The sequence below is a fragment of the Pseudarthrobacter enclensis genome (assembly GCF_001457025.1).
Taxonomy (GTDB): domain Bacteria; phylum Actinomycetota; class Actinomycetes; order Actinomycetales; family Micrococcaceae; genus Arthrobacter; species Arthrobacter enclensis.
This window is the reverse complement of record NZ_KQ758601.1, coordinates 120444-143516: the sequence shown is the minus strand read 5'-3', so window position 1 is coordinate 143516 and position 23073 is coordinate 120444. Positions and strand designations below refer to the sequence as shown.

The following is a 23073-nucleotide window of genomic DNA, read 5'->3' as shown; positions in this document are numbered from 1 at the left end:
CCCGGCGGTTTGTACCGCCGGGGCTGTCTGCGTTGCTCCCGCGAAACGAGGTTCAGCTAGGCTCCGGCCGGCACCGGTGCCGTGAGCCTGCCGTCCCGCATGGTGGCCACCACGTCCGTCAACGGCAGGAACTCGGTGTCATGCGTGACCATCACCGTGGCCACGGCAAACTCGGCGGTCACCTGCCGGAGCAGCCGGACGATCGCTTCGCTGCGCTCATGGTCCAGCGCCGCCGTCGGCTCATCCACCAGCAGCACCTTCGGGCTGCCCATCAGGGCGCGTGCGATGTTCACGCGCTGCCGCTGCCCGCCGGAGAGCTGGTGCGGCAGCTTGTCCGCGCTGGCGGACAGCCCGACGACGTCGAGCAGCCCCGCGGCCCTGGCACGCCCTGGCGGGCTTCCCGCGCAGGTGGTCGCTGATGATGAGCTGCTCGGCCGCGGTCAGGGACGGGAGCAGGTTGGGCTGCTGGAAGATGATGCCCACCTTGCTGCGGCGCAGCGCGGCAAGGTCTTTCTCCTTCAGGCCGTTGGTGTCCGTCCCGTCGATCAGGACCTGCCCGCCGGTGGGGCGGACCAGGGTGGCGGCGGTGGCCAGGAGGCTGGACTTTCCGGAACCGGACGGGCCCACGAGGGACACCAGCCGGCCCGCGTGCGCGGTGAGGCTGACCCTGTCCAGGGCGGTGGTGGTGCTGCCGCCGTCCGGGTAGTCGAGGGTGACATTGACCAGGCTGAGGGGCGCGGTGGAGGACATGGAGGATTCCTTTCAAGAACCGGAGGAGGGTGGTCAGTTGCCGCCGAGGGCCAGGAGCGGGTCCACCCTGGCGGCGCGGCGGACGGCCAGCGCGGCGCCTGCCAGGCCCAGGGCAACAATCCCGACGGCGGGAAGCACGGTGGTGCCGGCGTTCAACTGGAACGGGGCAGCCTGTGCGGCGAGGGAGCCCGCGGCCAGGCCCACGGTTCCACCGGCCGCGGCACCCGCCACCAACACCACCGCGGCCTGGGCGATGGCATCGCGGAGGACGTACGAGGCCGGTGCGCCCAAGGCTTTGAGCACCGCGATGTCCCGGGTCCGCTGGATGGTCCACACGGTCAGGAACGCCACGATCACCAGGGCGGCGATGCCGTAGAGGAAACCCTGCATCAGGGTCAGGGAGCCGTTCTCGCTCTTGAAGGAGCCCAGGGCCTGGAAGGAGCCGGTGCGGGATTCACTGACCGTGTTCGCCGCGGCGTCGGCGGCAGCCTGGTCCACGTCCGCGCCGTCCGCATAGGTGACGGCGACGACGGTGGCCAGCAGGCCGGCGTCGGACACGTGCGCCACCCGGGACCATGCGGGCAGGGCCGTCCACACCACGCTGGTGTGCGAGTACCACTGGTCCGGAACCACGGCGGCAACGGACAGGTCCACCCCGCCGAGGGAGACTGTGTCCCCCTGGCCCACCGAGAGTGCCCCTGCCACCGAGGCCCCCAAGGCGGCGGTGCCGGGAGAGACGTCCACCGGCGCCAGCGGGCTGCCGGCGGGGACGCCGAACACGGCCACGTTGGCGGTGCCGCTGCCGTCGCCGGTCTGCAGCCTGGTCTGGGTGATGCCCAGCGGCTCGGCCGAGCGGACGCCCGGCCTGTTCCGCCAGCTGTCCACCTGCGCGGCAGTGACGGAACTTTCGGTAAAGGAGGCCTTGGGGGTGCCGGAACCGGGCGCGCCGAACGCCACCAGGTCCACGGGCCGTGCCGCTGCCGCCCCCAGCTTCCCGATCGCGGAGGTGGACTGCTCGGCCAGCCCTGCCGTGAGGCCGGTCAGCATGACCAGCAGCAGGGTGATCAGGGCTACGACGCCGCCCATCATGGCGAACCGGCCTTTGGCAAAGCGGATATCGCGGAGTGCCAGGAACACGTTTCTTCTTCTCTCAGCAGTGGTGGATTTCTTGTCCTTCCACTCTTCCGGCGGCGTCACGCGCAGGCATCGCGGGGATGGTTGATCCGCCGGAAACAAGGGGTGGATCCGGGAGTCAACCATTTGGTTGATGGCCCGCCCGCCGTCCCGGCATAAGCTGGGGAAATGCCTGCCACGCCCCTGCCCCCTGCACCGGACAAGGCCGGCGGCGTACCGGAGCGGGGGCCCCTGGACGCGGTGGAGAACGCGTCGTCAGCGGCCATCCTCCGCGTCCTGCGGGTCACCCTGCACACCGGCTTCGCCGTCCTCCTGGCGGTGGCGCTGGTCCGGATGCTGATGGCCGGCGGTGCGCTGCGCTGGGCGTGGGCCGGCGCCGCCGTCGTCCTCGCCGGCGTCTACCTGGCCGGGACCGTCCTGGAAAAGCGGCATGCGGAGGGCCGGACCGGCTTCAACCCACGCCGCTACGCCCTCCTGTGGCTGGGTCTCGTGACCGCTCTCTGGGCCGTCCTCCTGGCGGGCAGCGCCGACTTCGCCTGGCTGGCCTTCCCCCTGTTCTTCCTGCACCTGCACCTGCTGCCCCGCCGTGCCGCGCTGGGCGCCATCGCGCTGATGACCGCGGCGGTGATCCTGTCGCAGTGGGCCGCCAGCGGCGCGCCCGCGCCGCACGTGGCCGCCGTGGTGGGGCCGGTGCTGGGGGCCATGTTTTCCGTGATCACCGGCCTGGCCTACGCTGCCCTCTACCGCGAGGCCCGGAACCAGCGGCTCGCGGCTGATGAGCTCCGCCGCACCCGCCAGGAACTGGCCAGGTCACAGCATGAGGCCGGAATGCTGGCCGAGCGGGAACGGCTGGCCCGGGAAATCCACGACACCCTGGCCCAGGGGCTGTCCAGCATCGTGCTGCTGGGCCGGGCGGCCGAACAGTCGCTGTCAGGGGGTGATGCCGCGGCGGCCGCCTCGCAGCTGGACCTGATGCAGCAGGCTGCGGCGGACAACCTGTTGGAGGCCCGGAGTTTCGTCCGCGGCCTGACCTCCCCGCAACTGGAAGGGCGCTCCCTGGTGGACGCGTTGCGCCGGCTCTGCGCGGCCACCGAGACGCAGGCTGCGGCGGCCGGGTTGCCACTGCGCTGCCGGCTGGAGGTGGACGGCGACCCCGCTGACCTGCCGCAGCCCGTCCGCGTCACCCTGCTGCGCGCCGCCCAGGCGAGCCTCGCCAACGTCCGGAAACATGCGGACGCCGGCACCGCCGTCGTCACCCTCGCGTTCCTGGGCAGCGAGGTGACCATGGATATTTACGACGACGGCACCGGCTTTGCCACGAAGGCTGCGGTGGCCGCCGCACCGCCTGACGGCAGCGGGTTCGGGCTGCGCTCGCTGCGGGAGCGCGTGGCCGCGCTGAACGGCTCGCTCGAGCTGGAATCGGCTCCGGGCGAGGGCACCGTGGTGGCCATCCGGCTGCCGGTGGAGGGGCAGTGACCGGGGGAGCGGGACCCGGGGCCGCATCCGGCGTGCGCGTGCTGCTGGTGGACGACCACCCGGTGGTCAGGGCGGGACTGCGGGCCATGCTGGCCGGGTTTGAGGGCATATCCATTGCAGCGGAAGCCCGGGACGGCCGGGCCGCGCTGCAGGAACTGGCGCGGCTGACGGCGCTGGGAGAGCCTCCCGCGGTGGTCCTGATGGATCTGCAGATGGGCGGCGGCATGGACGGGGTGGCCGCCACCGCCGAGATCCGCAAACTGCCGTTTCCTCCGCCGGTCCTGATCCTCACCACCTATGACACGGACGCGGACATCCTGGCCGCCGTGGAGGCTGGGGCCAGCGGCTACATGCTCAAGGACGCCCCGCCCGAGCAGCTGCGGCAGGCCGTCCTGCAGGCGGCGGCGGGCGGCACGGCCCTGGCACCGCGGGCGGCGGCGCTGCTGATGGACAGGATCAGCAACCCCGGCACGTCGCTGACGCCGCGGGAGGTGCAGCTGCTGGAACTGCTGGCCACCGGGCTGTCCAATCGGGCGATCGCGAAGCAGGTCTTCATCTCCGAGGCCACCGTGAAGACCCACCTGGTCCATATCTACGGCAAGCTCGGCGTGGACAACCGCACCGCGGCCATCGCCGTCGCCACCCAGCGGCGGATCATCCGCCCGCCGGGCGGTACGGCCTGATTCGCCCCCGGATCCTCTGCTGTTTGAGGGCAACCGGGCCCTGTTGTGCGGCCGTTCCCCGGCCTAGAATCACGGCCATGGCCAACCTACAGCAGCCGCAAGCCGAGACCCTCTCCGAGGAAGAGTGCTGGAGGTACCTCGAGTCCGCGTACATCGGCAGGCTGGCGGTCATCAACCGGGCAGTCCCGGAGATCTTCCCGGTCAACTTTGTGCCCGTTGACCGCACCATCCTGTTCCGCACCGCCCCCGGCGCGAAGCTCAACGCCCTCCTCACCAGTACGCCCGTGGCCTTTGAAACGGACGGGCTCAGCGCGTACAGCACCGAGGTGTGGAGCGTGGTGGTCAAAGGGATTCCCGGGCAGGTCCCGGACGGTGAGGCGCCCATCGACCTCGCCGACCCTGACCGGGAACCTTGGCTGCCGGGCCCCAAGGACCACCTGATCCGCATCACGCCCACGGAAGTCAGCGGCCGCAGGTTCCGCGTGCATTCACGGACGCGCTGGTGGCCGCCGCTCGATTTCTCCTCGGACTGGACCTGACGGGCCTGCAGGCGCTGGACCGCCTCCGCCAGCCTCGCTAGCGTGCATCCATGACCATCAAACTCGAGAACGTGGGGATCGCCGTCCGCGACCTGGAAGAAGCCATCGCCTTCTTCACCGATCTTGGCCTGACGGTGCTGGGGCGGGATACGGTCAGCGGTGAATGGACCGACACCGCCGTGGGCCTCGACGGGAACCACGCCAAAATCGCGATGCTCCAGACACCGGACGGCCGCGGCCGGCTGGAACTCTTCGAATACATCCATCCAGATGCGATCGAGACGGAACCCACGCTGCCCAACGAAATCGGCATGCACCGCGTCGCCTTTTCCGTGGACAACATCGACAAAGCCCTGGCGGTCGCCGCGAAGCACGGCTGCCACCCCCTGCGCGGCGTGGCCACCTACAAGGACATCTACAAGCTCTCGTACGTGCGTGGGCCCAGCGGCATCATCGTCATGCTCGCCGAGGAGCTGAAAAAGGACTGACGACGGCGGGTTGCGGCTTTCCGGAACATCTTCCCGGTGCCGCGCGCCGCCGTCGTCCGCTTGATTCGGAGGCTGCGGCCTACTGGAGGCCCTGCCGCGCCAGGTCTTCGCTGACCAGGCGGGCCAGCTCGGTGGCGCCTGCCCGGTTGGGATGCAGGGTGTCACCGGCCATGAACAGGGCCAGCGTTGCCTCCGGGCCAATCTCCGTGAAGTAGGCCGAGGACAGGACGTTCAGGTCCACCAGCGGGATGCCCTCCTCCGCTGCCAGGGCAACGGTGGAGTGCCGGTACCAGCGGTCCACCGACGAGTGGACCCCATCGACGAAGTCGGTGGCCCGGCCCTGCGGCGTCACCAGGACGGGAGTGGCGCCGGTGGCAGCCACCTGCCGGACCATGTCCCGCATGATCTCCTTGAACTCCGCCTCGGTGGTGGCGTTCTTGGCGGCGGTGTCATTGATGCCCATCTCCAGCAGGAAAAGATCCCCCGGCTTGATGTAGCGCAGGATGGCTTCGAGCTGGCCGTCGTTCCGGAAACCGCGGGCAATCTGCCCGCCGGTGGCCATGTTGCGGACATCGAACTGTGCAGGGTCCACGAACTGCGGCAGCATCTGGCCCCAGCCGCCTTGGATGCTGGACTCCAGCGGATAGTAGCTGGCCACGGTGGAGTCGCCGCCCACCCAGATGGTGGGGTCCATCTCCGGATGGCGTGAGACCTTCTCAATCTCCAGTGCACTGAGGGTAAACGCCGTGCCCACCTTGCCCTCGGTGACCAGGAGGTTCAGTTGGCCGTCGGTGACGGGGATTTCGAAGGACGCCTTGGCGCCGTTGCCGGTCAGGTTCATCTCCTGGAAGACGCCCTCCGCGGCGATGCTGGCGCGCGAGGTGTCGCCCAAGGTGACGGATACCCGGTACAGGCCTTCCTTCAGGTCCACGTTGAAGGTGTTGGTGCTTTTGGTGCCGAATTCGAGGAAGCGCACTGCGTCACTCCCCACCCCGGCCCCCTTGGCGGGCACGTTGGCCATCTGCCCGGGAGTGTTGAAGCCGTAGCGCCGTTCCGGGGTGTAGGCGTCCGTCGCGCTGACACCGGTGTAGCCCTTTTCCACCGGCCCGTCGCCGAAGTCGAAACGGTAATTGCTGGGTTCGGCCTGGGCGGCGGGGGCGGTGAGCACCAGTCCGGCCCCGGCCGCGAGGGCGGCGGCGGCAAGGCACGATGCCACGGGCTTCCGCCAGTTCATCCCGGGGTGGACGGCAGGGGTTTGGGGCATGGTCATCTCCTTTGATGAGGACGGAGCCTGGATAGCGTTGTTGTAACGATTCACTCGCAGGCTTTACAACGTTGTAACAGTCATAGACGCGGAAGGTCAAGGACTTTGTGGGTTTTCTTCACTCTTGGACGGCAGCGGCGCAGGTTTCCCGGCCACCTACAGCGGAACGGAAACCCCGGCACGCAAGCTGCCCATCGCCGTCGTGTCCCAAAAAAGTTCCGGTCCTGCCGGAGCCTTTCGCGCTGGGGGCTGTTAGCGTGGAGGCCCGGCCAATGGAGGAGGAGTCATGACCATCAACTCACCCGATGCACTGCCCGACGACGAGTCCCGGGACGCCAAGGCCCAGGGCAAGGACGACGGCGGTGTCCCCGGCAGCAGCGACGGCGTAGGGCTCGGCGCGGACGCCGAACCCAACACGTTCGAACCCGAGGAGGACCCGGACGCCACGGGAAATCCCGAAACCGACTGAGGGCTGACCTCCGTCCCGGCCTCAACTTTGAGTCAAGATTTTTGGAAGCTTGCGTCAATTGACCGTTTGGCAGGTTACCGGCCGGTAGATTGTTAACTGCTTCCAATTTCCCCCAATGCGGAGGCAACAAGAAGGCCCCCGCGCTCGAGCTTCGACTCGCGTGGGGGCCTTCCTCTTGTCGCACTCCGGCTTCCGTCAGTCCGCGCCCGGCGCAGCGGCTGTAGATCCGGCGGGCCGCGCCGATGTCACCAGGTCGTAGTGCTCCACCACCGGAAACGGCTCGTAGAACCGGTGCAGCAGGGCACGCCACTGCTGGTACTCGGCGGAGCCGCGGAACCCTTCGGTGTGGTCCTCGAGGGTTTCCCATTCCACCAGCAGCAGATAGGTGCCGGGGGACTCGATGGACCGGGAAAGGGAAAGAGAGATGAAGCCGGGCATGGCAGCGATGATGTGGCGGGCCTGCCCGAAGGCGGCTTCAAAGTCCTGTTCCAGGCCCTGCCGGACGGGAAGCAGCGCATGCTCGGTGATCATCCGGCCATTCTGGCAGGTCCCCGCGGCAGCAAAGGTCGTGACCTGCGGAAACAACAAAGGACCCCGGTCCGGACGCGAGTCCGGGCCGGGGTCCCCTGCGGCGGTTTAGTTCTCCAGGAAGGAAATGTCGCGGACGGCGCCCTTGTCCGCGGAGGTGGCCATCGCGGCGTAGGCGCGCAGCGCGGCGGACACCTGCCGTTCCCGGTCCTTGGGCTTGTAGCCGCCGTTGATCAGCAGCTTCTCGCGGCGTTCGGCCAGGAGCTCATCGGAGACCTCCAGCTGCAGGGAGCGCTCGCTGATGTTGATGCTGATGATGTCGCCGTCCTCCACCAGGGCGATGGCACCGCCGGAGGCAGCCTCGGGGGAGATGTGCCCGATTGACAGGCCGGAGGTGCCTCCGGAGAAGCGGCCGTCCGTGATGAGCGCGCACTTCTTGCCCAGGCCGCGGCCCTTGAGGAATGACGTCGGGTACAGCATTTCCTGCATACCCGGGCCACCCTTGGGGCCCTCGTAGCGGATGACCACCACGTCGCCTTCCTTGATGGACTTGTTCAGGATCTTCTCCACTGCCTCGTCCTGGGACTCGCACACCACGGCCGGTCCGGAGAACGCCCAGATGGACTCGTCCACGCCAGCGGTCTTCACCACGGCACCGTCAACGGCTACGTTGCCGCGGAGCACGGCCAGGCCGCCGTCCTTGGAGTAGGCGTGCTCCACGGAGCGGATGCAGCCGCCTTCGGCGTCGGTGTCCAGGGAAGTCCATTCGTTCGACTGCGAGAACGCGGTGGAGGAACGCACCCCGCCTGGGGCCGCGTGCCACAGGGCCTTGGCCTCGTCGGTGGCCTTTCCACCGCGGATGTCCCAGTCGTCCAGCCAGCCGTCCAGGTCGTTGGAGTGCACGGAGTGGACGTCCTTGTGCAGGAGGCCGCCGCGGTTCAGCTCGCCGAGCAGGGCGGGGATCCCGCCGGCGCGGTGCACGTCCTCCATGTAGTAGGTCTTGTCCTTGGCCACGTTCGGGGCCACCTTGGCCAAGCAGGGCACCTGGCGGGACTTGGCGTCCATCTCGGCTAGGCCGTAGTCCACGCCTGCTTCCTGGGCAGCGGCCAGCAGGTGCAGGATGGTGTTCGTGGAGCCGCCCATGGAGATGTCCAGCGCCATGGCGTTGTCGAACGCCTTCGCCGTGGCGATGGAGCGGGGCAGGACGGACTCGTCGTCGCCGTCGTAATAGCGCTTGACGAGCTCGACGACGGTAGCGCCGGCTTTCTCGTACAGCGCCTTGCGCGCGGTGTGGGTTGCCAGGACGGAGCCGTTGCCCGGCAGGGAGAGGCCGATGGCCTCGGTGAGGCAGTTCATGGAGTTGGCGGTGAACATGCCGGAGCAGGAACCGCAGGTGGGGCAGGCGTTCTCTTCGATGAGGTTGATGTCCTCATCGGAGATGGATTCATCCACCGCATCGGCGATCGCGTTCACCAGGTCCAGGGAGCGGACGGAACCGTCGGTGAGAGTGACGCGGCCGGCTTCCATGGGGCCGCCGGAGACGAAGACCACGGGGATGTTCAGGCGCAGCGCGGCCATGAGCATGCCTGGGGTGATTTTGTCGCAGTTGGAGATGCAGACCAGGGCGTCGGCGCAGTGGGCGTTGACCATGTATTCGACGGAGTCGGCGATCAGGTCGCGGGACGGCAGTGAGTAGAGCATGCCGCCGTGGCCCATGGCGATTCCGTCGTCGACGGCGATGGTGTTGAATTCGCGCGGAACGGCGCCTGCAGCGAGGATCGCGTCGGAGACGATCCGGCCCACGGGGGCGAGGTGGGTGTGGCCGGGAACGAACTCGGTGAAGGAGTTCGCGACGGCGATGATCGGCTTGCCGATGTCCGAGTTGGCGACGCCGGAAGCGCGCAGCAGTGCGCGGGCGCCGGCCATGTTGCGGCCGTGGGTGACTGTTTTTGAACGTAGTGCAGGCATGGATACCATCCTTCTTTGGCGCCGCCGCGGGAGGAAGACGGCCTTGCTACTAGTAGTGCGAGTACCAGAGTAATAGTATTTTTGGGTGCAGAATTCAGGCCGCCGCAAAGAACTGGGGCTGTTCCTCCGTGCCCGCCGGGATCAGGCACTCCGTGCCGACTATGGGCTGCCGCCGATCGCCCGTAAGCGGGAGCGGGGCCTGCGGCGCGAGGAGGTGGCGTTCCTGTCCGGGGTGAGCGTCACTTGGTACACGTGGCTCGAGCAGGGCCGGGACATCAGCCCGTCCCGGCAGGTACTGGAGGCGGTCAGCCGTGCGCTGCATCTTTCGGACACCGGCCTGGATTACGTTCTGTCGCTGGGCGGTTATGCCTCCGCCGGACCAAGCACGACGGCGGCTGCCACCGCGCCTGCCCATCTTCAGCGGCTGCTTGATGCCTTGGACCCGAACCCGTCCTTCGCGCTGTTCCCGGACTGGGGCGTGGCGGGCTGGAACACGGCGTACGCGGCGCTTTTCCCCAACATTGCCACGGTTCCCCTCGCGGACCGGAACCTGCTGTGGCTGGTGTTCACCGATCCCTACGTGCGCGACCTGTTGCCCGACTGGGACGTGACCAGTAAGAGGTTCCTGGCGGAGTTCCGCGCCGAAACGGGGCAGCGGCTGGGTGACGTGGACGTCAAGAACCTGGTGGAGCGGCTCAAGGAAGCCAGCCCGGAATTCCGGGAAGGCTGGGACCGGTACGACATCCTGGGCTTCGAATCCCGTGAGCGGCTCTTCCACCACCCGTCTGTGGGGGTCCTCCAACTGGAGCACCATCAGCTCTCGCCCTCGGACCGGCCGGACCTGCACCTGGTGGTCTATACGCCGGCGTCGGGCAGCGACGCCGGGGCCCGGATGCAGCGGCTCATCGCGGCGGCGGAGCAGCACGCGTAACAGTTGTCACGCGTTTGGGAGGCTGCCCGGGAAATGTCTGATAATCGACCGTGCGGGCCTTCCCTCCGCCTTCCCGGCGCACCGGCCCCAACCCTTTTTCGGAGTACTGCCACTCGCCCTGCTACCAACGACCGATGGCTGGGCCGTGTCCAGATGTCCGGGCGCCTCACTCACTGCATCCCGCTTTTGGCGCGGAGACAACCACAATTTCAGGAAACACATCCCATGGACGGTTCAAGCCTTGTAGCCCTTTTCCTTGCGAGGAATGACGATACTGCCACCAGTGCGCTGCCGCACGCGCCCCGGAAGGTCAGGGCCAGGAAGCCCGGACTGTCGTGCGGGGAATCGCTGCGCGGCCGGCTAGCCAGCGCGCTGCACCGCCTGGCGTGGGCCATCGAGCCGACCAAGGGCACGTACTAACTTCTCGGATGGGGGGGGGGTCATTATTGAGATGAACTGTCATCCGTCTTAGTCCCCGGGAGTGCCGACATGCCCACCAAAACTGCCCTTGTCACGGGAGCGTCGTCCGGAATCGGCGAGGCCACGGCCAGGAAGCTCCAGTCCCTTGGGTTCACCGTCTACGGAGCCGCCCGCCGCACCGACCGCCTGGCGGACCTTGCCACCGACGGCGTCCGGCCGCTTGCCATGGATGTCACCGACGATGCTTCCATGCAGTCGGGCATTGACCGGATCATCGCTGAGACCGGACAGATCGATGTCCTCGTAAACAACGCCGGCTACGGGTCCTATGGTGCCCTCGAGGACGTTGACATCGACGAAGGCCGCCGCCAGTTTGACGTCAACGTCTTCGGGGCGATCCGGCTGGCGCAGCTGGTGCTGCCGCACATGCGGTCCCGCCGTTCGGGAACCATCGTCAACATCAGCTCCATGGGCGGGAAAATCTACACCCCGCTGGGCGGCTGGTACCACGGCACCAAGTTCGCCCTCGAGGCGCTCAGCGACTGCCTGCGGCTCGAGGTCAAACCCTTCGGAATCGACGTAGTGGTCATTGAACCCGGCGGAATTGCCACCGAATGGGGCGGGATCGCCGCCGACCTCCTGTTGAAGACCTCCGGACAAGGGCCCTACGCGGCGCAGGCTCAGGCCATGGCCAAATCACTGAAAGCCGAAACGAGCGCCAACCGGAACTCCCCGCCGTCGGTCATTGCCGACGCCATTGCCAAGGCCGTCACCGCATCCAAACCGAAGACCCGCTACGCCCTGGGGTTCGGAGCCCGCCCGCTGATCGCAGCCCGGAGGCTGCTGGGCGACCGCCAGTTCGACGCCCTGATCAGCCGCGCCGTCGGCATGCCGCGCTGAGCCAACATAGCCCCACGGCGGGGCAGCCCGCGCAGCGCTGGTACGCCGTGAGAGAACTGCCGGATTTCCCAGCCAACTCCAAGGATCAACGGCCCGCGGCGGACGTAAACTGACGCTCGCACCACGTTTTGTGGACACTCCGTCAGGCGGGAGCCGCCCATGCTCTGGAAACTGCTTGTTGAATACCTGCGGCCGCACCGCAAGCTGCTGGCCGCCGTCGTGGTCTTCCAGCTGGCGCAGTCCATCGCGTCGCTGTACCTGCCCACGCTGAACGCGGACATCATCGACGAGGGCGTGGCCAAGGGCGACATCACCTACATCCTCAACCTCGGCGCCGTGATGCTGGCTGTCACCCTGCTGCAGATTGTCTGCTCGGTGGTTGCCGTCTACTTCGCCGCTAAGGCCGCCATGGGCACGGGCCGGGACCTGCGCGGCGCCATCTTCCAGCGGGTGGGGGAGTTCTCGGAGCAGGAGGTCACCCGGTTCGGCGCGCCCAGCCTCATCACCCGCTCCACCAACGACGTCCAGCAGGTACAGCAGCTGGTCCTGATGTCCGCCACCATGCTGGTCACCGCCCCCATGCTCAGCATCGGCGGGGTGATCATGGCGGTGCGGCAGGATGCGCAGCTGTCCTGGCTGATCGCCGTCGCCGTCCCGGTGTTGCTGGTGGCCATCGGTTTGATCACGGGCCGGATGGTGCCGCTGTTCCGGAAGATGCAGAAGCGGATCGACACCGTGAACCGGGTCCTGCGCGAGCAGCTCACCGGCATCCGGGTGGTCCGGGCGTTCGTCCGGGAGGACATCGAGACGGCGCGCTTCGGCCAGGCGAACGACGACGTCACGGACACCGCGCTGAAGGCCGGACGTTTGATGGCGCTCGCCTTCCCCGTGGTGATGCTGGTGCTGAACGTCTCGTCCGTGGCGGTGATCTGGTTCGGTGCGTTCCGGATCGAGGACGGGTCCATGCAGGTGGGCACCCTGATCGCGTTCCTGAGCTACCTGATGCAGATCCTGATGTCCGTCATGATGGCTACGTTCATGGCGGTGATGATCCCGCGCGCTGCCGTCTCGGCTGACCGGATCGGCGCGGTGCTGGGCACCGAGTCCAGTGTCCGGCCGCCACGGAATCCCGTGAGCAGCAGCGTGCGGCGCGGCGAGCTGGAGATGGTCGACGCCGGATTCGCCTACCCGGGTGCCGACCAGCCCGTCCTCACGGGCATCACCTTCATTGCCGAGGCGGGGCAGACGACCGCGATCATCGGCAGCACCGGCGCCGGCAAGACCACCTTGGTGAACCTGATGCCCCGGCTCTTCGACGTGACGTCCGGCTCGGTCCGGATGGACGGGGTGGACGTGCGCGAGCTGGACCCGGACCTGCTGTGGGGGCACATCGGCCTGGTGCCGCAGCGGCCCTACCTGTTCAGCGGCACCGTGCGCAGCAACCTGCAGTACGGCAAGCCGGACGCCACGGACGAGGAGTGCTGGGAAGCGCTGGAGATCGCCCAGGCGCGGGACTTCGTGGAGCGGATGGACGGTGGCCTGGACGCGCCCATCAGCCAGGGCGGCACCAACGTTTCCGGCGGGCAGCGGCAGCGGCTGGCCATCGCCCGGGCCCTGGTAAAACGGCCCGAGCTGTACATCTTTGACGATTCGTTCTCCTCCCTGGACACGGGCACGGACGCCCGGCTGCGGCAGGCGCTCAAGCGAAGTACCGTCGGGGCCACGCTGGTGATCATCGCGCAGCGCGTGTCCAGCATCGTGGACGCGGACCAGATTTTAGTGCTCGACGACGGCAGGATCGTGGGGCGCGGAACGCACGGTGAGCTGCTGGAGACCTCCGAGACGTACCGCGAGATCGTGAACTCCCAGCTGGCGGCGGAGGAGACGGTATGAGCCCCGAACCCACTCCCGCAAGCGGCACCAAAGCCGGGCCGGCCTCCCCGAACGCGGGCGCCGCCGTCGTACGCATCCCGCGCCCGGCAGGCGGCCCGGGGCGCGGCGGACCATTTGGCGGGATGAACATCCCGGCGGAGAAGGCAATGAACTTCTGGCCGTCGGCCAGGCGGCTGCTGGGCAAGCTGCGGCCGGAGCGGCTGTGGCTGCTGCTGGTGTTCGTGACCGCGGTGGCCGGCGTGGCGCTCTCGGTGATCGGGCCGCGGCTGCTGGGCGAGGGCACCAACCTGATTTTCGCCGGCGTGGTGTCCAAGCAGCTGCCGGCCGGGGTGACCAAGGAACAGCTGGTGGCGCAGCTGCGGGCCGCGGGGGAGAACCAGAAGGCGGACATGCTCGCGCCGATGGCGCTGACGCCGGGGCAGGGGATCGACTTCGCGGCGCTGGGGAACGTGCTGACGTGGGCGCTGGTGCTGTATGTGCTGGCGTCGGCGTTCATGTGGATGCAGGCGTATGTGCTGAACGGAGTGGTGCAGCGGACGGTGTACGGGCTGCGGGAGGAGATCGAGGCGAAGATCCACCGGCTGCCGCTGCGGTACTTCGACAGGATCCAGCGCGGCGAGCTGCTGAGCCGGGTCACCAACGATGTGGACAACATTTCGCAGAGCCTGCAGCAGACCATCAGCCAGGCGGTCACGTCCGTGCTGACCGTGGTGGGCGTGCTGGTGATGATGGTGATTCTCTCGCCCACGCTGGCGCTGATCGCGCTGGTGACCATTCCGCTGACGCTGGTGATCACGGCGCTGATTGCCAAGCGCTCGCAGAAGCTGTTCGTGGCGCAGTGGAAAAACACAGGTGAGTTAAATGGGCAGATCGAGGAGACGTACACCGGGCATGCGCTGGTGAAGGTGTTCGGCCGGCAGCGCGAGGTGGAGGAGCGGTTCCGGCAGAAGAACGCGGAGCTGTATGAGGCGAGCTTCGGGGCGCAGTTCATTTCCGGGCTGATCATGCCGGCCATGACGTTCATCGGGAACCTGGTGTACGTGGGGATCGCCGTGGTGGGCGGCCTGCAGGTGGCGTCCGGGGCGATGCAGCTGGGCGACGTGCAGGCGTTCATCCAGTACTCGCGGCAGTTCACCATGCCGCTGGCGCAGCTGGGGTCCATGGCCAACCTGCTGCAGTCCGGGGTGGCGTCTGCCGAGCGGGTGTTCGAGCTGCTGGATGAATCCGAGGAATCCGTGGAGCCGGCAGACTCTGACGGGCCGGTGTTCGGGCGGGGTCGGCTGGTGTTCGAGGACGTGTCGTTCTCCTACTCGCCGGAGAAGCCGCTGATTTCCGGGCTGTCCCTGGTGGCGGAGCCGGGCCAGACCGTAGCGATTGTGGGGCCGACCGGCGCGGGGAAGACCACGCTGGTGAACCTTATGATGCGGTTTTACGAGCTGGATGCGGGGCGGATAACGCTCGACGGCGTGGACGTCACCTCGGTGCCGCGGCGCGAGCTGCGCTCGCGGCTGGGGATGGTGCTGCAGGATACGTGGCTGTTCGGCGGGACCATCCGGGACAACATTGCCTATGGCCGGCCTTCTGCTACCTCAGAGGAGGTGCTGGAGGCGGCGCGGGCGACGTATGTGGACCGGTTCGTGCGGTCGTTGCCGGACGGGTACGACACCGTGCTGGAGGACGAGGGGTCCAACGTGTCGGCGGGAGAGAAGCAGTTGCTGACGATCGCCCGGGCGTTCCTGGCACGGCCTTCTGTTTTGATTTTGGACGAGGCGACGTCCTCGGTGGACACCCGGACCGAGGTGCTGGTGCAGAAGGCCATGAGTGCCCTGCGGTCCGACCGGACGTCCTTCGTGATCGCGCACCGCCTGTCCACCATCCGCGACGCCGACCTCATCCTGGTGATGGAGGCCGGCCAGATCGTGGAACAGGGGACGCATGCTTCCCTGCTGGCCGCCGGCGGGGCCTATGCCCGGCTGTATGAGGCCCAGTTCGCGGCTCCTGTGGCGGAGGTTTGAGTTAAGGCTTAGGCTCAGTTGCCGGTTCCGTACTCTCCGCCCGACGACGCAGGAGGATGTAGCGGGCCACCAACCACAGCCCCAATGGCACCAACACGATTCCGGTAATCAACCGAAGCGAATAGACCGGCGTCCACGTCAGAAATATGACTGCCCATAAGAGCATGAAAATTCCTGCAACGAGTCCAGACACCACTGGCCTTCTATTCATCGCCGCAACCCCCATTTTGGTCCACGTGTAAACTCTCTTATTCACGGTACCGGAACTCCCGTGGTTCGAGATTTTCAGAACCAGTTCGCTGAGACGCAACGGCTTTAGGTGCCGCCGATCTGGCAACTAGGAACGCGAGAGCCTGCTCATCCGCGATCCGGTGGATCACTGGGTGGGCGGCCGCTCTATGCCCCCAGGGCCGGGCTCCCAGGACAACTGCCAACTGTGTCGTTAAACCGCCCCATTGGTTGGTCATAAGTTTTCATTCCGAGTCCCTTCAAGGCGCAGTCGATGGAACCGTAATGCACTTTCAAGCGCCGATAGGAAGCTTATCCATGGACCACTCCACGATTGGCTTGCGTCAGACTCGGCACGTTTGCTGAGGACGTTGATCACCCCAGCTTTGTGGGCCGATTTTACACGGTATGGCTCTAGATTACCCTGCGAATCCTCTGAGAATTCGTCGAACCACGTCGGGTGCTCATGATGTATGTCTTGAATCCACGTGTCTGGGAAAAGTCCTTCGATGGCAAAACGGTCACGAACGGATAGGTAATCTTGATTTGACTGAAATGGAATCTGCTTCTGACCAAAATACTGCTGCAGCTCCCGGCGTTCTTTAGTACCTGCCTCATCTCCATCGAAGACCGGAACCGCGACGCGCTCGCGTCGGATGAAGCCATAGTTTGCGCGCAAAAATCCAGAAAGATGCTTGACTCCTCCAAAATCTAAAAACGCGGCTGCGAAGAGTAGTGGGTATTCTTGCTCAGTTACTGAGTCGATGGTCTGCATGGCCCAGGGAATCAAGTCTTTATCAGACTGGCCCTCAACCAGGACGTTAATTTCACTTAGATTGAAGTAGTCACTGAATGCCACGCCGAGCGCCCGGCTGAGGTTTTCCGTTGCCTCCCGGTAGTTCCTGAACGCTTCAATTCGTGTCATGCCATCAACGAGCGAGACGCCGCTAATTCTCTGGACGTTCTGAGGCACAAAAGCAAGTGCATGAGTTGTGATCAGGACGGTCGACTCCTTCCTCAACTGGTCGACCAGATCAAGGGCAGAGCGAGAAAGTTCAGGGTGTAGGTAAGATTCCGGTTCTTCTAGGAGCCAGATTGGCCTCGAACCCTGTAAGCGCAATTGTTCGGAGATCCAAATCAAGCTTGCCAGTAGCGCCACGGATTGAACGCCCTGCCCCTTGTGTTGGATTGAGGTTCGTCTTGGGTCACCAAGTGCAAAGTCAAAACCAGACAACAGTGCTTCGAGAGAATTGTTAGGGAACCCGAATGAAGCTACAAAGTGAGCCAGACCAGCTTCGGCTAAAGCAGCGTTGATTGTGGCAGCCACGGCCTCTAGCGAGCTCTCTATTTCCGGCACATACGGCGTGATTGTTCTAGCTACCTTCTTCACCATGAAAGGCATCAAAAGCTCGCTGTTCAGTTGATCCATAGTCTTCGCAGCTGGCACGTATTGAACAGAGAATAGCCCGAAGAGATCTGCAACCAATTTTGACTGGAGTCTGCTGAATGCTGTTTGCTCAGCCGGTGATCCCGTCTTTCTGGCATTGGGAAAGAATTGATACACTGGGTTATCGCTCGGAGACATGACGAGCGACAACGTAAACTCGGCACTGTCACGAGGCCTAACGTCCACGAACTCCGTGAGGCGGTCGTAGGCTGCGAACACAGCTTGGTCAGGGTGCTCGTCTTCGTCTATACCTGCGAATGTTGCTACAAGACTCGTCTTACCAGATCCCGCAACAAACGAGAGATCGCGAGCTTTGCTGAACCCAAACTTGTTTTCAGGCCCGGTAAAAAATAGCTCAACCGCGTGCAAGAGATTGGTCTTACCAGTGTTGTTAGGGCCGACTAGAGTTGTGCCTCCCTCACCGATGGAGAGGGTCTGTTCTATCGGTCCTATCGTTCGAAAATTCCTTACACGCAGTGCTTTCAACTTCACTTCAGATGTCCCCCGGCTAGTTTTTACAAATTCTTCCTAGATTCAAACATGAAAGTAGGCCGTACTCGGGACCGGATCGCATCTCTGCCCAGCAGATTTGGCGCTACTACCTTGGCTTCCGCCGTAGTACACAGACACACAGCGCAACGTGTCAGCCCCCACACGTAACCTGTTGAGATGCCTCGCTTCGCGCTTGATATAGACTCCGTCGCCCGTCCCGCCCGCGCGCAGGCGCTCCTGGACGCGGTCAATCACAGGGTCGTCATTGCGGACGGGGCCATGGGCACCATGCTGCAGGGCAGGGACCTCTCGCTCGAGGACTTCCAGGGCCTCGAGGGCTGCAACGAGATTCTCAACGACACCCGGCCGGACGTCATCGCCGACATCCACGACGCCTACTTCGCCGCCGGCATCGACGCCGTGGAAACCAACACCTTCGGCGCCAACTGGTCCAACCTCTCCGACTACGGCATCGACGACCGCATCACCGAGCTCGCCCAAAAAGGCGCCAGGATCGCCCGCGAACGCGCCGAAGCCGCAGAAGAAACCGACGGCCGCATGCGCTGGGTCCTCGGCTCCATGGGCCCCGGCACCAAGCTCCCCAGCCTGGGCCACACCACCTACGACCACCTCAAGCAGACCTTCGCCCAGCAGGCCGAGGGCCTCATCGACGGCGGCGCAGACGCGTTCCTCATCGAAACCAGCCAGGACCTCCTGCAGACCAAGGCCGCCGTCAATGGCTGCAAGCAGGCCATCGTCTCCAAGGGAATCCGCCTCCCCATCTTCGTCGAGGTGACGGTCGAAACCACCGGAACCATGCTCATGGGCTCCGAAATCGGCGCCGCCCTGACCGCCCTGGAACCGCTCGGCGTCGACGCCATCGGCCTGAACTGCGCCACCGGCCCGGACGAGATGAGCGAGCACCTCCGCCACCTCTCCAAGCAGTCCTCCGTCGCCATCGCCTGCATGCCCAACGCCGGCCTGCCCATCCTCGGCGCCAACGGCGCGCACTACCCGCTCACCCCCAACGAACTCGCCACCGCGCATGAGCAGTTCGTCCGTGAATTCGGCCTCGGCCTGGTGGGCGGCTGCTGCGGTACGACGCCGGAGCACCTGGCCGCCGTCGTCGAACGCCTTGCGCCCTTCCGCAACGCAGCCGTGGCCGCCACGGTGACCAGCAACGGAAAAACGCAGCCCGCCCGCGTTCCAACCGAGCAGGACCCAGGCATCGCCTCCCTCTACCAGCACGTCTCCTTCGACCAGGACGCCTCCTACCTGGCCATCGGTGAGCGGACCAACGCCAACGGCTCCAAGGCCTTCCGCCAGGCCATGCTCGAAGAGCGCTGGGACGACTGCGTGGACATCGCCCGCGAACAGATCCGAGTCGGTGCCCACCTCCTGGACGTCTGCGTCGACTACGTGGGGCGCGACGGCGTGGCGGACGTCAAGGAGATCGTCTCCCGTTTCGCGTCGGCCTCCACCCTCCCGCTCGTCATCGACTCCACAGAACCGCCCGTCCTAAAGGCCGGCCTGGAACTCATCGGCGGCCGCCCCGTGGTCAACTCCGTCAACTACGAGGACGGCGACGGCCCCACCAGCCGCTTCGCCCGCATCATGCCGCTGGTCAAGGAACACGGCACCGCCGTCATCGCCCTCACCATCAACGAAGAAGGCCAGGCCCGCACCACCGACGGCAAGGTGGCCATCGCCTCCCGCCTCGTCGATGCCCTGGTAGGGGAGTGGGGCATGCGGGTCGAGGACATCATCGTGGACGCACTGACCTTCCCCATCGCCACCGGCCAGGAGGAAACCCGCCGGGACGGCATCGAAACCATCGAGGCCATCCGCCAGATCACCGCGAAGTACCCGGGCATCAACACCACCCTCGGCGTCTCCAACGTCTCCTTCGGCCTGAACCCGGCCGCCCGCATCGTCCTGAACTCCGTGTTCCTGCACGAAGCCACCGAGGCGGGCCTCACCAGCGGCATCATCGACGCCGCCAAGATCGTCCCGCTCGCCTCCCTCCCCGAAGAGCAGCGGAAGGTCGCCCTGGACCTCGTCTGGGACCGCCGCGAGTACGACGCCGACGGCAACACCACCTACGATCCGCTGGCCATCATGCTGGACATGTTCGCCGGCGTCGACACCGCTGCGCTCCGCGACCAGCGCGCCGCCGAACTCGCCGCCCTGCCCACCGGTGAACGCCTTCAGCGCCGGATCATCGACGGCGAAGGCAAGGGCCTCGAGGAGGACCTGGACCTGGCCCGCAGCGAGGGCATGACGCCGCTGGGCATCATTAACGACCACCTGCTCGAAGGCATGAAGGTGGTGGGCGAGCGCTTCGGCGCCGGCGAGATGCAGCTGCCGTTCGTGCTGCAGTCCGCCGAGGTGATGAAGAACGCCGTCGCCCTGCTCGAACCGCACATGGAAAAGTCGGATGCGTCCGGCAAGGGCACCATGGTCATCGCCACCGTCCGCGGCGACGTGCACGACATCGGCAAGAACCTGGTGGACATCATCCTCACCAACAATGGCTACAAAGTGGTCAACATCGGCATCAAGCAGGGCATCGCCGAAATCATCGCCGCCGCCGAGGAACACGACGCCGACGTGATCGGCATGTCCGGCCTGCTGGTGAAGTCCACCGTGGTGATGAAGGAGAACCTGGCCGAGCTGCAGTCCCGCGGCCTGGCCAAGAAGTGGCCGGTCATCCTGGGCGGCGCCGCCCTCACCCGCGCCTATGTTGAGCAGGACCTCGCGGAGCAGTTCGACGGCGTGGTCCGCTACGCCAAAGACGCCTTCGAGGGCCTTTCCCTGATGGAACCGCTGGTCCGCATGGCGCGCGGAGCGTCACCGGACGACGTCGGCCTGCCGCCGCTGAAGAAGCGCATCCACCGCTCCGGCCCAACCTTCACCGTCACCGAGCCCGAGGCCATGCCCGGCCGGTCCGACGTCGCCGAGGACAACCCTGTGCCGGCGCCGCCGTTCTGGGGCACCCGCATTGTGCGCGGCGTCGCCCTCCATGAATTCGCGGCGTTCCTCGACGAACGTGCAACCTTCATGGGCCAGTGGGGACTCAAGCCCGGCCGCGGCGAGGACGGGGCCTCCTACGAGGAACTCGTGGAACGCGAGGGCCGCCCGCGCCTGCGCTACTGGTTGGACCGCATCCTGGCCGAGGGTATGCTGGACCCCTCCATCGCCTACGGCTACTTCCCCGTGGTCTCCGAAGGGGAGAAAGTGGTGGTCCTGCACCACGGTGAGGATCCCGACGGCGTCCTGGGCGTCCCGGGGCTGCTCGCCCCGGACGGTGGAACAGGTGCTCCGATCGGCAGCGACAGGCTGCACTTCGACTTCCCGCGCCAGCGCCGCGACCGGCACCTCTGCCTGGCCGACTTCGTGCGCCCGCGCGAGTCGGGCCAGATCGACGTGCTGCCGGTGCAGCTGGTCACCGCCGGCTCGAAGATCGAACAGTTCACGTCCAAGATGTTTGAGGCCAACCAGTACCGCGACTACTACGAGCTGAACGGGCTGGTCATGCAGCTGACCGAGGCGTTGGCCGAGTTCTGGCACGCCCGCATCCGCAAGGAACTGGGCTTCGCCGCCGAGGAACCCAAGGACACGGCAGGGTACTTCAAGCTCGACTACCGCGGCGCCCGCTTCTCCCTGGGCTACCCCGCCTGCCCGGACATGGAGGACCGCCGCAAGGTGGTGGAACTGCTGGAACCCGAACGCATGGGCGTGATCCTCAGCGACGAACTGATGCTGCACCCGGAACAGTCCACGGACGCGTTCGTGTTCCACCACCCGGAGGCCAAGTACTTCAAGGTGTGAGGTCACTCGGCAGCGCGGCCAGCTGGGTCAGGGACCCGTCCCGCCCCAGGCTTAGGATGAGGTCCAGCTCTAGCCGTCCCAGGAAAGCGTCGTCGTGGCTGACCACAATGACGGCGCCCCCGTAGACCTGCAGGGACTCCACCAGCTGGTCCACGCTGCGGATGTCCAGGTTGTTGGTGGGCTCATCCAGGATCAGCACCTGGGCGGGCGGGTCGGCGAACAGCAGCCTGGCCAGCGACACCCGGAACCGCTCACCCCCAGAGAGCGTGTGCACCGGCCGGTTCACGCTGTCGCCGCGCAGCAGGAACCGGGCCAGCCGGTTTCGGATGTCGCCTGCCGGGACGTCCGGAGCGGCGTCCTGGACGTTTTCCAGGGTGGTTGCATCCTCCCGCAGACCGTCGAGCCGCTGGCGCAGGTACCCGGCCCGGTCCGTCTGCAGGGTCCCGCCGGCCTCGCCTTCTTCGCACGCCAGGCGTCCGGCCAACCTCTCCAGGAGCGTGGTCTTGCCAGCGCCGTTGGGCCCGATGATCGCCACCCGCTCCGGGCCCTGCACCACATAGGAGCGGTTGGTGCCCCTGAGCTCCGCGATCCGCCGGCCGCGCGGAACTCCGGGGTCCGGGAGGTCCAGCGACACGCGCTCGTCCTCGCGCACCCTGGCGGCGGCGGCGTCCAGCGCTTCCTTGGCCGCCTGCACCCTGGTGTCCATTCCGGACCGCATTTTCCCGGCGGATACCTGGGCGTCGGAGGCGCGTTGGTTCATCAGGATCTTGGAGCCCTTCTTGTTGTCGTAGCTCTTCTGGCCCGTCCTGGCCCGGCTGGCAAGCTTCGCCTCCGCCTCCTGCTTCTGTCGCTTCTCCTTCTTCACCAGCTGCTCGGCCGCCCGAGTGGCCTGCGCAGCGGCGGCCTGCTGCTCGTCCAAGTAGGCCCGCCACTCGCTGTAGGGGCCGCCGAACACGGTGAGCCCTCCGTCATAGAGCTCCGCCGTTTCGTCCATGAGCTCCAGCAGTGCCAGGTCGTGGCTGACCACCAGCAGGCTCCCCGGCCAGTCGGCCAGCATCCCGCCGAGCGCCGCGCGGGCATCCCGGTCCAGGTTGTTGGTCGGTTCATCCAGCAGGGTGATGGGCGTCCGCCGGATCCGCAGCCCGCTGATGGCCGCCAGCATAGCCTCCCCACCGGAGAGTTCACCCACGCTCCGCTCCAGGCCGACGCCGGCAAGACCGATGGCCTGCAGCTCTTCAGCGGCACGGGTCTCGATGTCCCAGTCGTCACCCAGGACATCGAAGTGCTCCACTGCCACGTCACCAGCTTCGATGGCGCGCAGGGCGGACACCTTGTCCTGGATGCCCAGCAGTTCCATCAGCGTGGAGCCGCGGCGCAGGGTCAGTGTTTGCGGGAGGTAGCCGACCTCGCCACCTGTGCTGATGGTGCCGGCCATGGGCGCCAAGATGCCGGCCATCAGGCGCAGCAGGGTGGATTTTCCGGAGCCGTTCGTTCCCACGAGTCCGGTCCGGCCGGGACCGAAGCTGCCGGAAATCCCGGAAAGTGCCGGTGAGCCGTCCGGCCACCGGAAGTGCACGTCGTTGAGGACGATGGATGGGTTTATTGCGCTGGGCATGG

At 66.4% G+C, this 23073-nt stretch carries 16 protein-coding genes and 1 pseudogene; 10 read left to right on the top strand and 7 right to left on the bottom strand.

Annotated features, from left to right (window positions below; genetic code table 11):
- Window positions 1–56: 56 nt before the first annotated feature.
- Together AS031_RS08760 and AS031_RS08755 are read right to left on the bottom strand one after the other, a co-directional pair.
- A pseudogene (locus tag AS031_RS08760) lies at window positions 57–750 on the bottom strand (ABC transporter ATP-binding protein).
- Between the two features lie 33 nt (window positions 751–783).
- The gene (locus AS031_RS08755) at window positions 784–1887 is read right to left on the bottom strand and encodes an FtsX-like permease family protein (RefSeq protein ID WP_058267763.1); all 1104 of its coding nucleotides are present in this window, start codon (window positions 1885–1887) and stop codon (window positions 784–786) included.
- Between the two features lie 165 nt (window positions 1888–2052).
- Between AS031_RS08755 and AS031_RS08750 the strand changes: the two genes are divergently transcribed.
- The 4 genes from AS031_RS08750 (at window position 2053) to AS031_RS08735 (ending at window position 5070) form a co-directional block, all read left to right on the top strand.
- Window positions 2053–3360: a sensor histidine kinase gene (locus tag AS031_RS08750; protein ID WP_082641976.1), complete on the top strand. Its 1308-nt coding sequence runs from the start codon at window positions 2053–2055 to the stop codon at window positions 3358–3360.
- Window positions 3357–4043, top strand: coding sequence for a response regulator transcription factor (locus tag AS031_RS08745; protein WP_228379595.1), 687 nt, complete (start codon window positions 3357–3359; stop codon window positions 4041–4043). Before AS031_RS08750 ends, AS031_RS08745 begins: the two co-directional genes overlap by 4 nt.
- 77 nt (window positions 4044–4120) lie before the next feature.
- Window positions 4121–4582, top strand: coding sequence for a pyridoxamine 5'-phosphate oxidase family protein (locus AS031_RS08740; RefSeq protein WP_058267762.1), 462 nt, complete (start codon window positions 4121–4123; stop codon window positions 4580–4582).
- Between the two features lie 50 nt (window positions 4583–4632).
- Window positions 4633–5070 carry a VOC family protein gene (locus tag AS031_RS08735; RefSeq protein ID WP_058267761.1) on the top strand — a complete coding sequence of 146 codons (438 nt, stop codon included), beginning with the start codon at window positions 4633–4635 and terminating at the stop codon, window positions 5068–5070.
- Between the two features lie 79 nt (window positions 5071–5149).
- Here the strand turns inward: AS031_RS08735 and AS031_RS08730 are convergent, their stop codons facing one another.
- Window positions 5150–6334, bottom strand: a complete 1185-nt coding sequence (locus AS031_RS08730) for a rhamnogalacturonan acetylesterase (protein ID WP_228379594.1) — start codon at window positions 6332–6334, stop codon at window positions 5150–5152.
- 286 nt (window positions 6335–6620) lie between these two features.
- Here AS031_RS08730 and AS031_RS08725 point away from each other — a divergent pair, with 286 nt between their 5' ends.
- A complete protein-coding gene (locus tag AS031_RS08725; RefSeq protein ID WP_058267760.1) occupies window positions 6621–6803 on the top strand; it encodes a hypothetical protein in 183 nt (60 codons plus the stop codon).
- Between the two features lie 195 nt (window positions 6804–6998).
- Here the strand turns inward: AS031_RS08725 and AS031_RS08720 are convergent, their stop codons facing one another.
- Window positions 6999–7334 (bottom strand): antibiotic biosynthesis monooxygenase family protein, encoded by a 336-nt coding sequence (locus AS031_RS08720; RefSeq protein WP_058267759.1) that lies wholly within the window; start codon window positions 7332–7334, stop codon window positions 6999–7001.
- Window positions 7335–7439: 105 nt separating this feature from the next.
- Window positions 7440–9299: a dihydroxy-acid dehydratase gene (gene ilvD, locus AS031_RS08715; RefSeq protein WP_058267758.1), complete on the bottom strand. Its 1860-nt coding sequence runs from the start codon at window positions 9297–9299 to the stop codon at window positions 7440–7442.
- An 85-nt stretch (window positions 9300–9384) separates the two neighbouring features.
- Here ilvD and AS031_RS08710 point away from each other — a divergent pair, with 85 nt between their 5' ends.
- From AS031_RS08710 to AS031_RS08690, 4 genes are all read left to right on the top strand, one after another.
- Window positions 9385–10230, top strand: a complete 846-nt coding sequence (locus AS031_RS08710; protein WP_058267757.1) for a helix-turn-helix transcriptional regulator — start codon at window positions 9385–9387, stop codon at window positions 10228–10230.
- A 489-nt stretch (window positions 10231–10719) separates the two neighbouring features.
- Window positions 10720–11550: an oxidoreductase gene (locus tag AS031_RS08700; protein ID WP_058267755.1), complete on the top strand. Its 831-nt coding sequence runs from the start codon at window positions 10720–10722 to the stop codon at window positions 11548–11550.
- Between the two features lie 159 nt (window positions 11551–11709).
- Window positions 11710–13443 (top strand): ABC transporter ATP-binding protein, encoded by a 1734-nt coding sequence (locus AS031_RS08695; protein WP_058267754.1) that lies wholly within the window; start codon window positions 11710–11712, stop codon window positions 13441–13443.
- On the top strand, window positions 13440–15458 hold the full coding sequence (locus tag AS031_RS08690; protein ID WP_058267753.1) for an ABC transporter ATP-binding protein: 2019 nt from the start codon (window positions 13440–13442) through the stop codon (window positions 15456–15458). Before AS031_RS08695 ends, AS031_RS08690 begins: the two co-directional genes overlap by 4 nt.
- Window positions 15459–15921: 463 nt before the next feature.
- Here AS031_RS08690 and AS031_RS19470 read toward each other — a convergent pair whose 3' ends face one another.
- Window positions 15922–17625 (bottom strand): ATP-dependent nuclease, encoded by a 1704-nt coding sequence (locus tag AS031_RS19470; RefSeq protein ID WP_074446946.1) that lies wholly within the window; start codon window positions 17623–17625, stop codon window positions 15922–15924.
- Between the two features lie 177 nt (window positions 17626–17802).
- Between AS031_RS19470 and metH the strand changes: the two genes are divergently transcribed.
- Window positions 17803–21456: a methionine synthase gene (gene metH, locus AS031_RS08685; RefSeq protein ID WP_058267752.1), complete on the top strand. Its 3654-nt coding sequence runs from the start codon at window positions 17803–17805 to the stop codon at window positions 21454–21456.
- Here metH and AS031_RS08680 read toward each other — a convergent pair.
- Window positions 21446–23071 (bottom strand): ABC-F family ATP-binding cassette domain-containing protein, encoded by a 1626-nt coding sequence (locus AS031_RS08680; protein ID WP_058267751.1) that lies wholly within the window; start codon window positions 23069–23071, stop codon window positions 21446–21448. The genes metH and AS031_RS08680 overlap by 11 nt on opposite strands.
- Between the last annotated feature and the right edge of the window lie 2 nt (window positions 23072–23073).

Coding starts and splice junctions, on each gene's coding strand:
- AS031_RS08695 (WP_058267754.1), top strand. CDS start 11,710: ATGCTCTGGAAACTGCTTGTTGAATACCTGCGGCCGCACCGCAAGCTG.
- AS031_RS08740 (WP_058267762.1), top strand. CDS start 4,121: ATGGCCAACCTACAGCAGCCGCAAGCCGAGACCCTCTCCGAGGAAGAG.
- AS031_RS08680 (WP_058267751.1), bottom strand. CDS start 23,071: ATGCCCAGCGCAATAAACCCATCCATCGTCCTCAACGACGTGCACTTC.
- AS031_RS08725 (WP_058267760.1), top strand. CDS start 6,621: ATGACCATCAACTCACCCGATGCACTGCCCGACGACGAGTCCCGGGAC.
- AS031_RS08700 (WP_058267755.1), top strand. CDS start 10,720: ATGCCCACCAAAACTGCCCTTGTCACGGGAGCGTCGTCCGGAATCGGC.
- AS031_RS08730 (WP_228379594.1), bottom strand. CDS start 6,334: ATGCCCCAAACCCCTGCCGTCCACCCCGGGATGAACTGGCGGAAGCCC.
- AS031_RS08690 (WP_058267753.1), top strand. CDS start 13,440: ATGAGCCCCGAACCCACTCCCGCAAGCGGCACCAAAGCCGGGCCGGCC.
- ilvD (WP_058267758.1), bottom strand. CDS start 9,299: ATGCCTGCACTACGTTCAAAAACAGTCACCCACGGCCGCAACATGGCC.
- AS031_RS08735 (WP_058267761.1), top strand. CDS start 4,633: ATGACCATCAAACTCGAGAACGTGGGGATCGCCGTCCGCGACCTGGAA.
- metH (WP_058267752.1), top strand. CDS start 17,803: ATGCCTCGCTTCGCGCTTGATATAGACTCCGTCGCCCGTCCCGCCCGC.
- AS031_RS08720 (WP_058267759.1), bottom strand. CDS start 7,334: ATGATCACCGAGCATGCGCTGCTTCCCGTCCGGCAGGGCCTGGAACAG.
- AS031_RS08750 (WP_082641976.1), top strand. CDS start 2,053: ATGCCTGCCACGCCCCTGCCCCCTGCACCGGACAAGGCCGGCGGCGTA.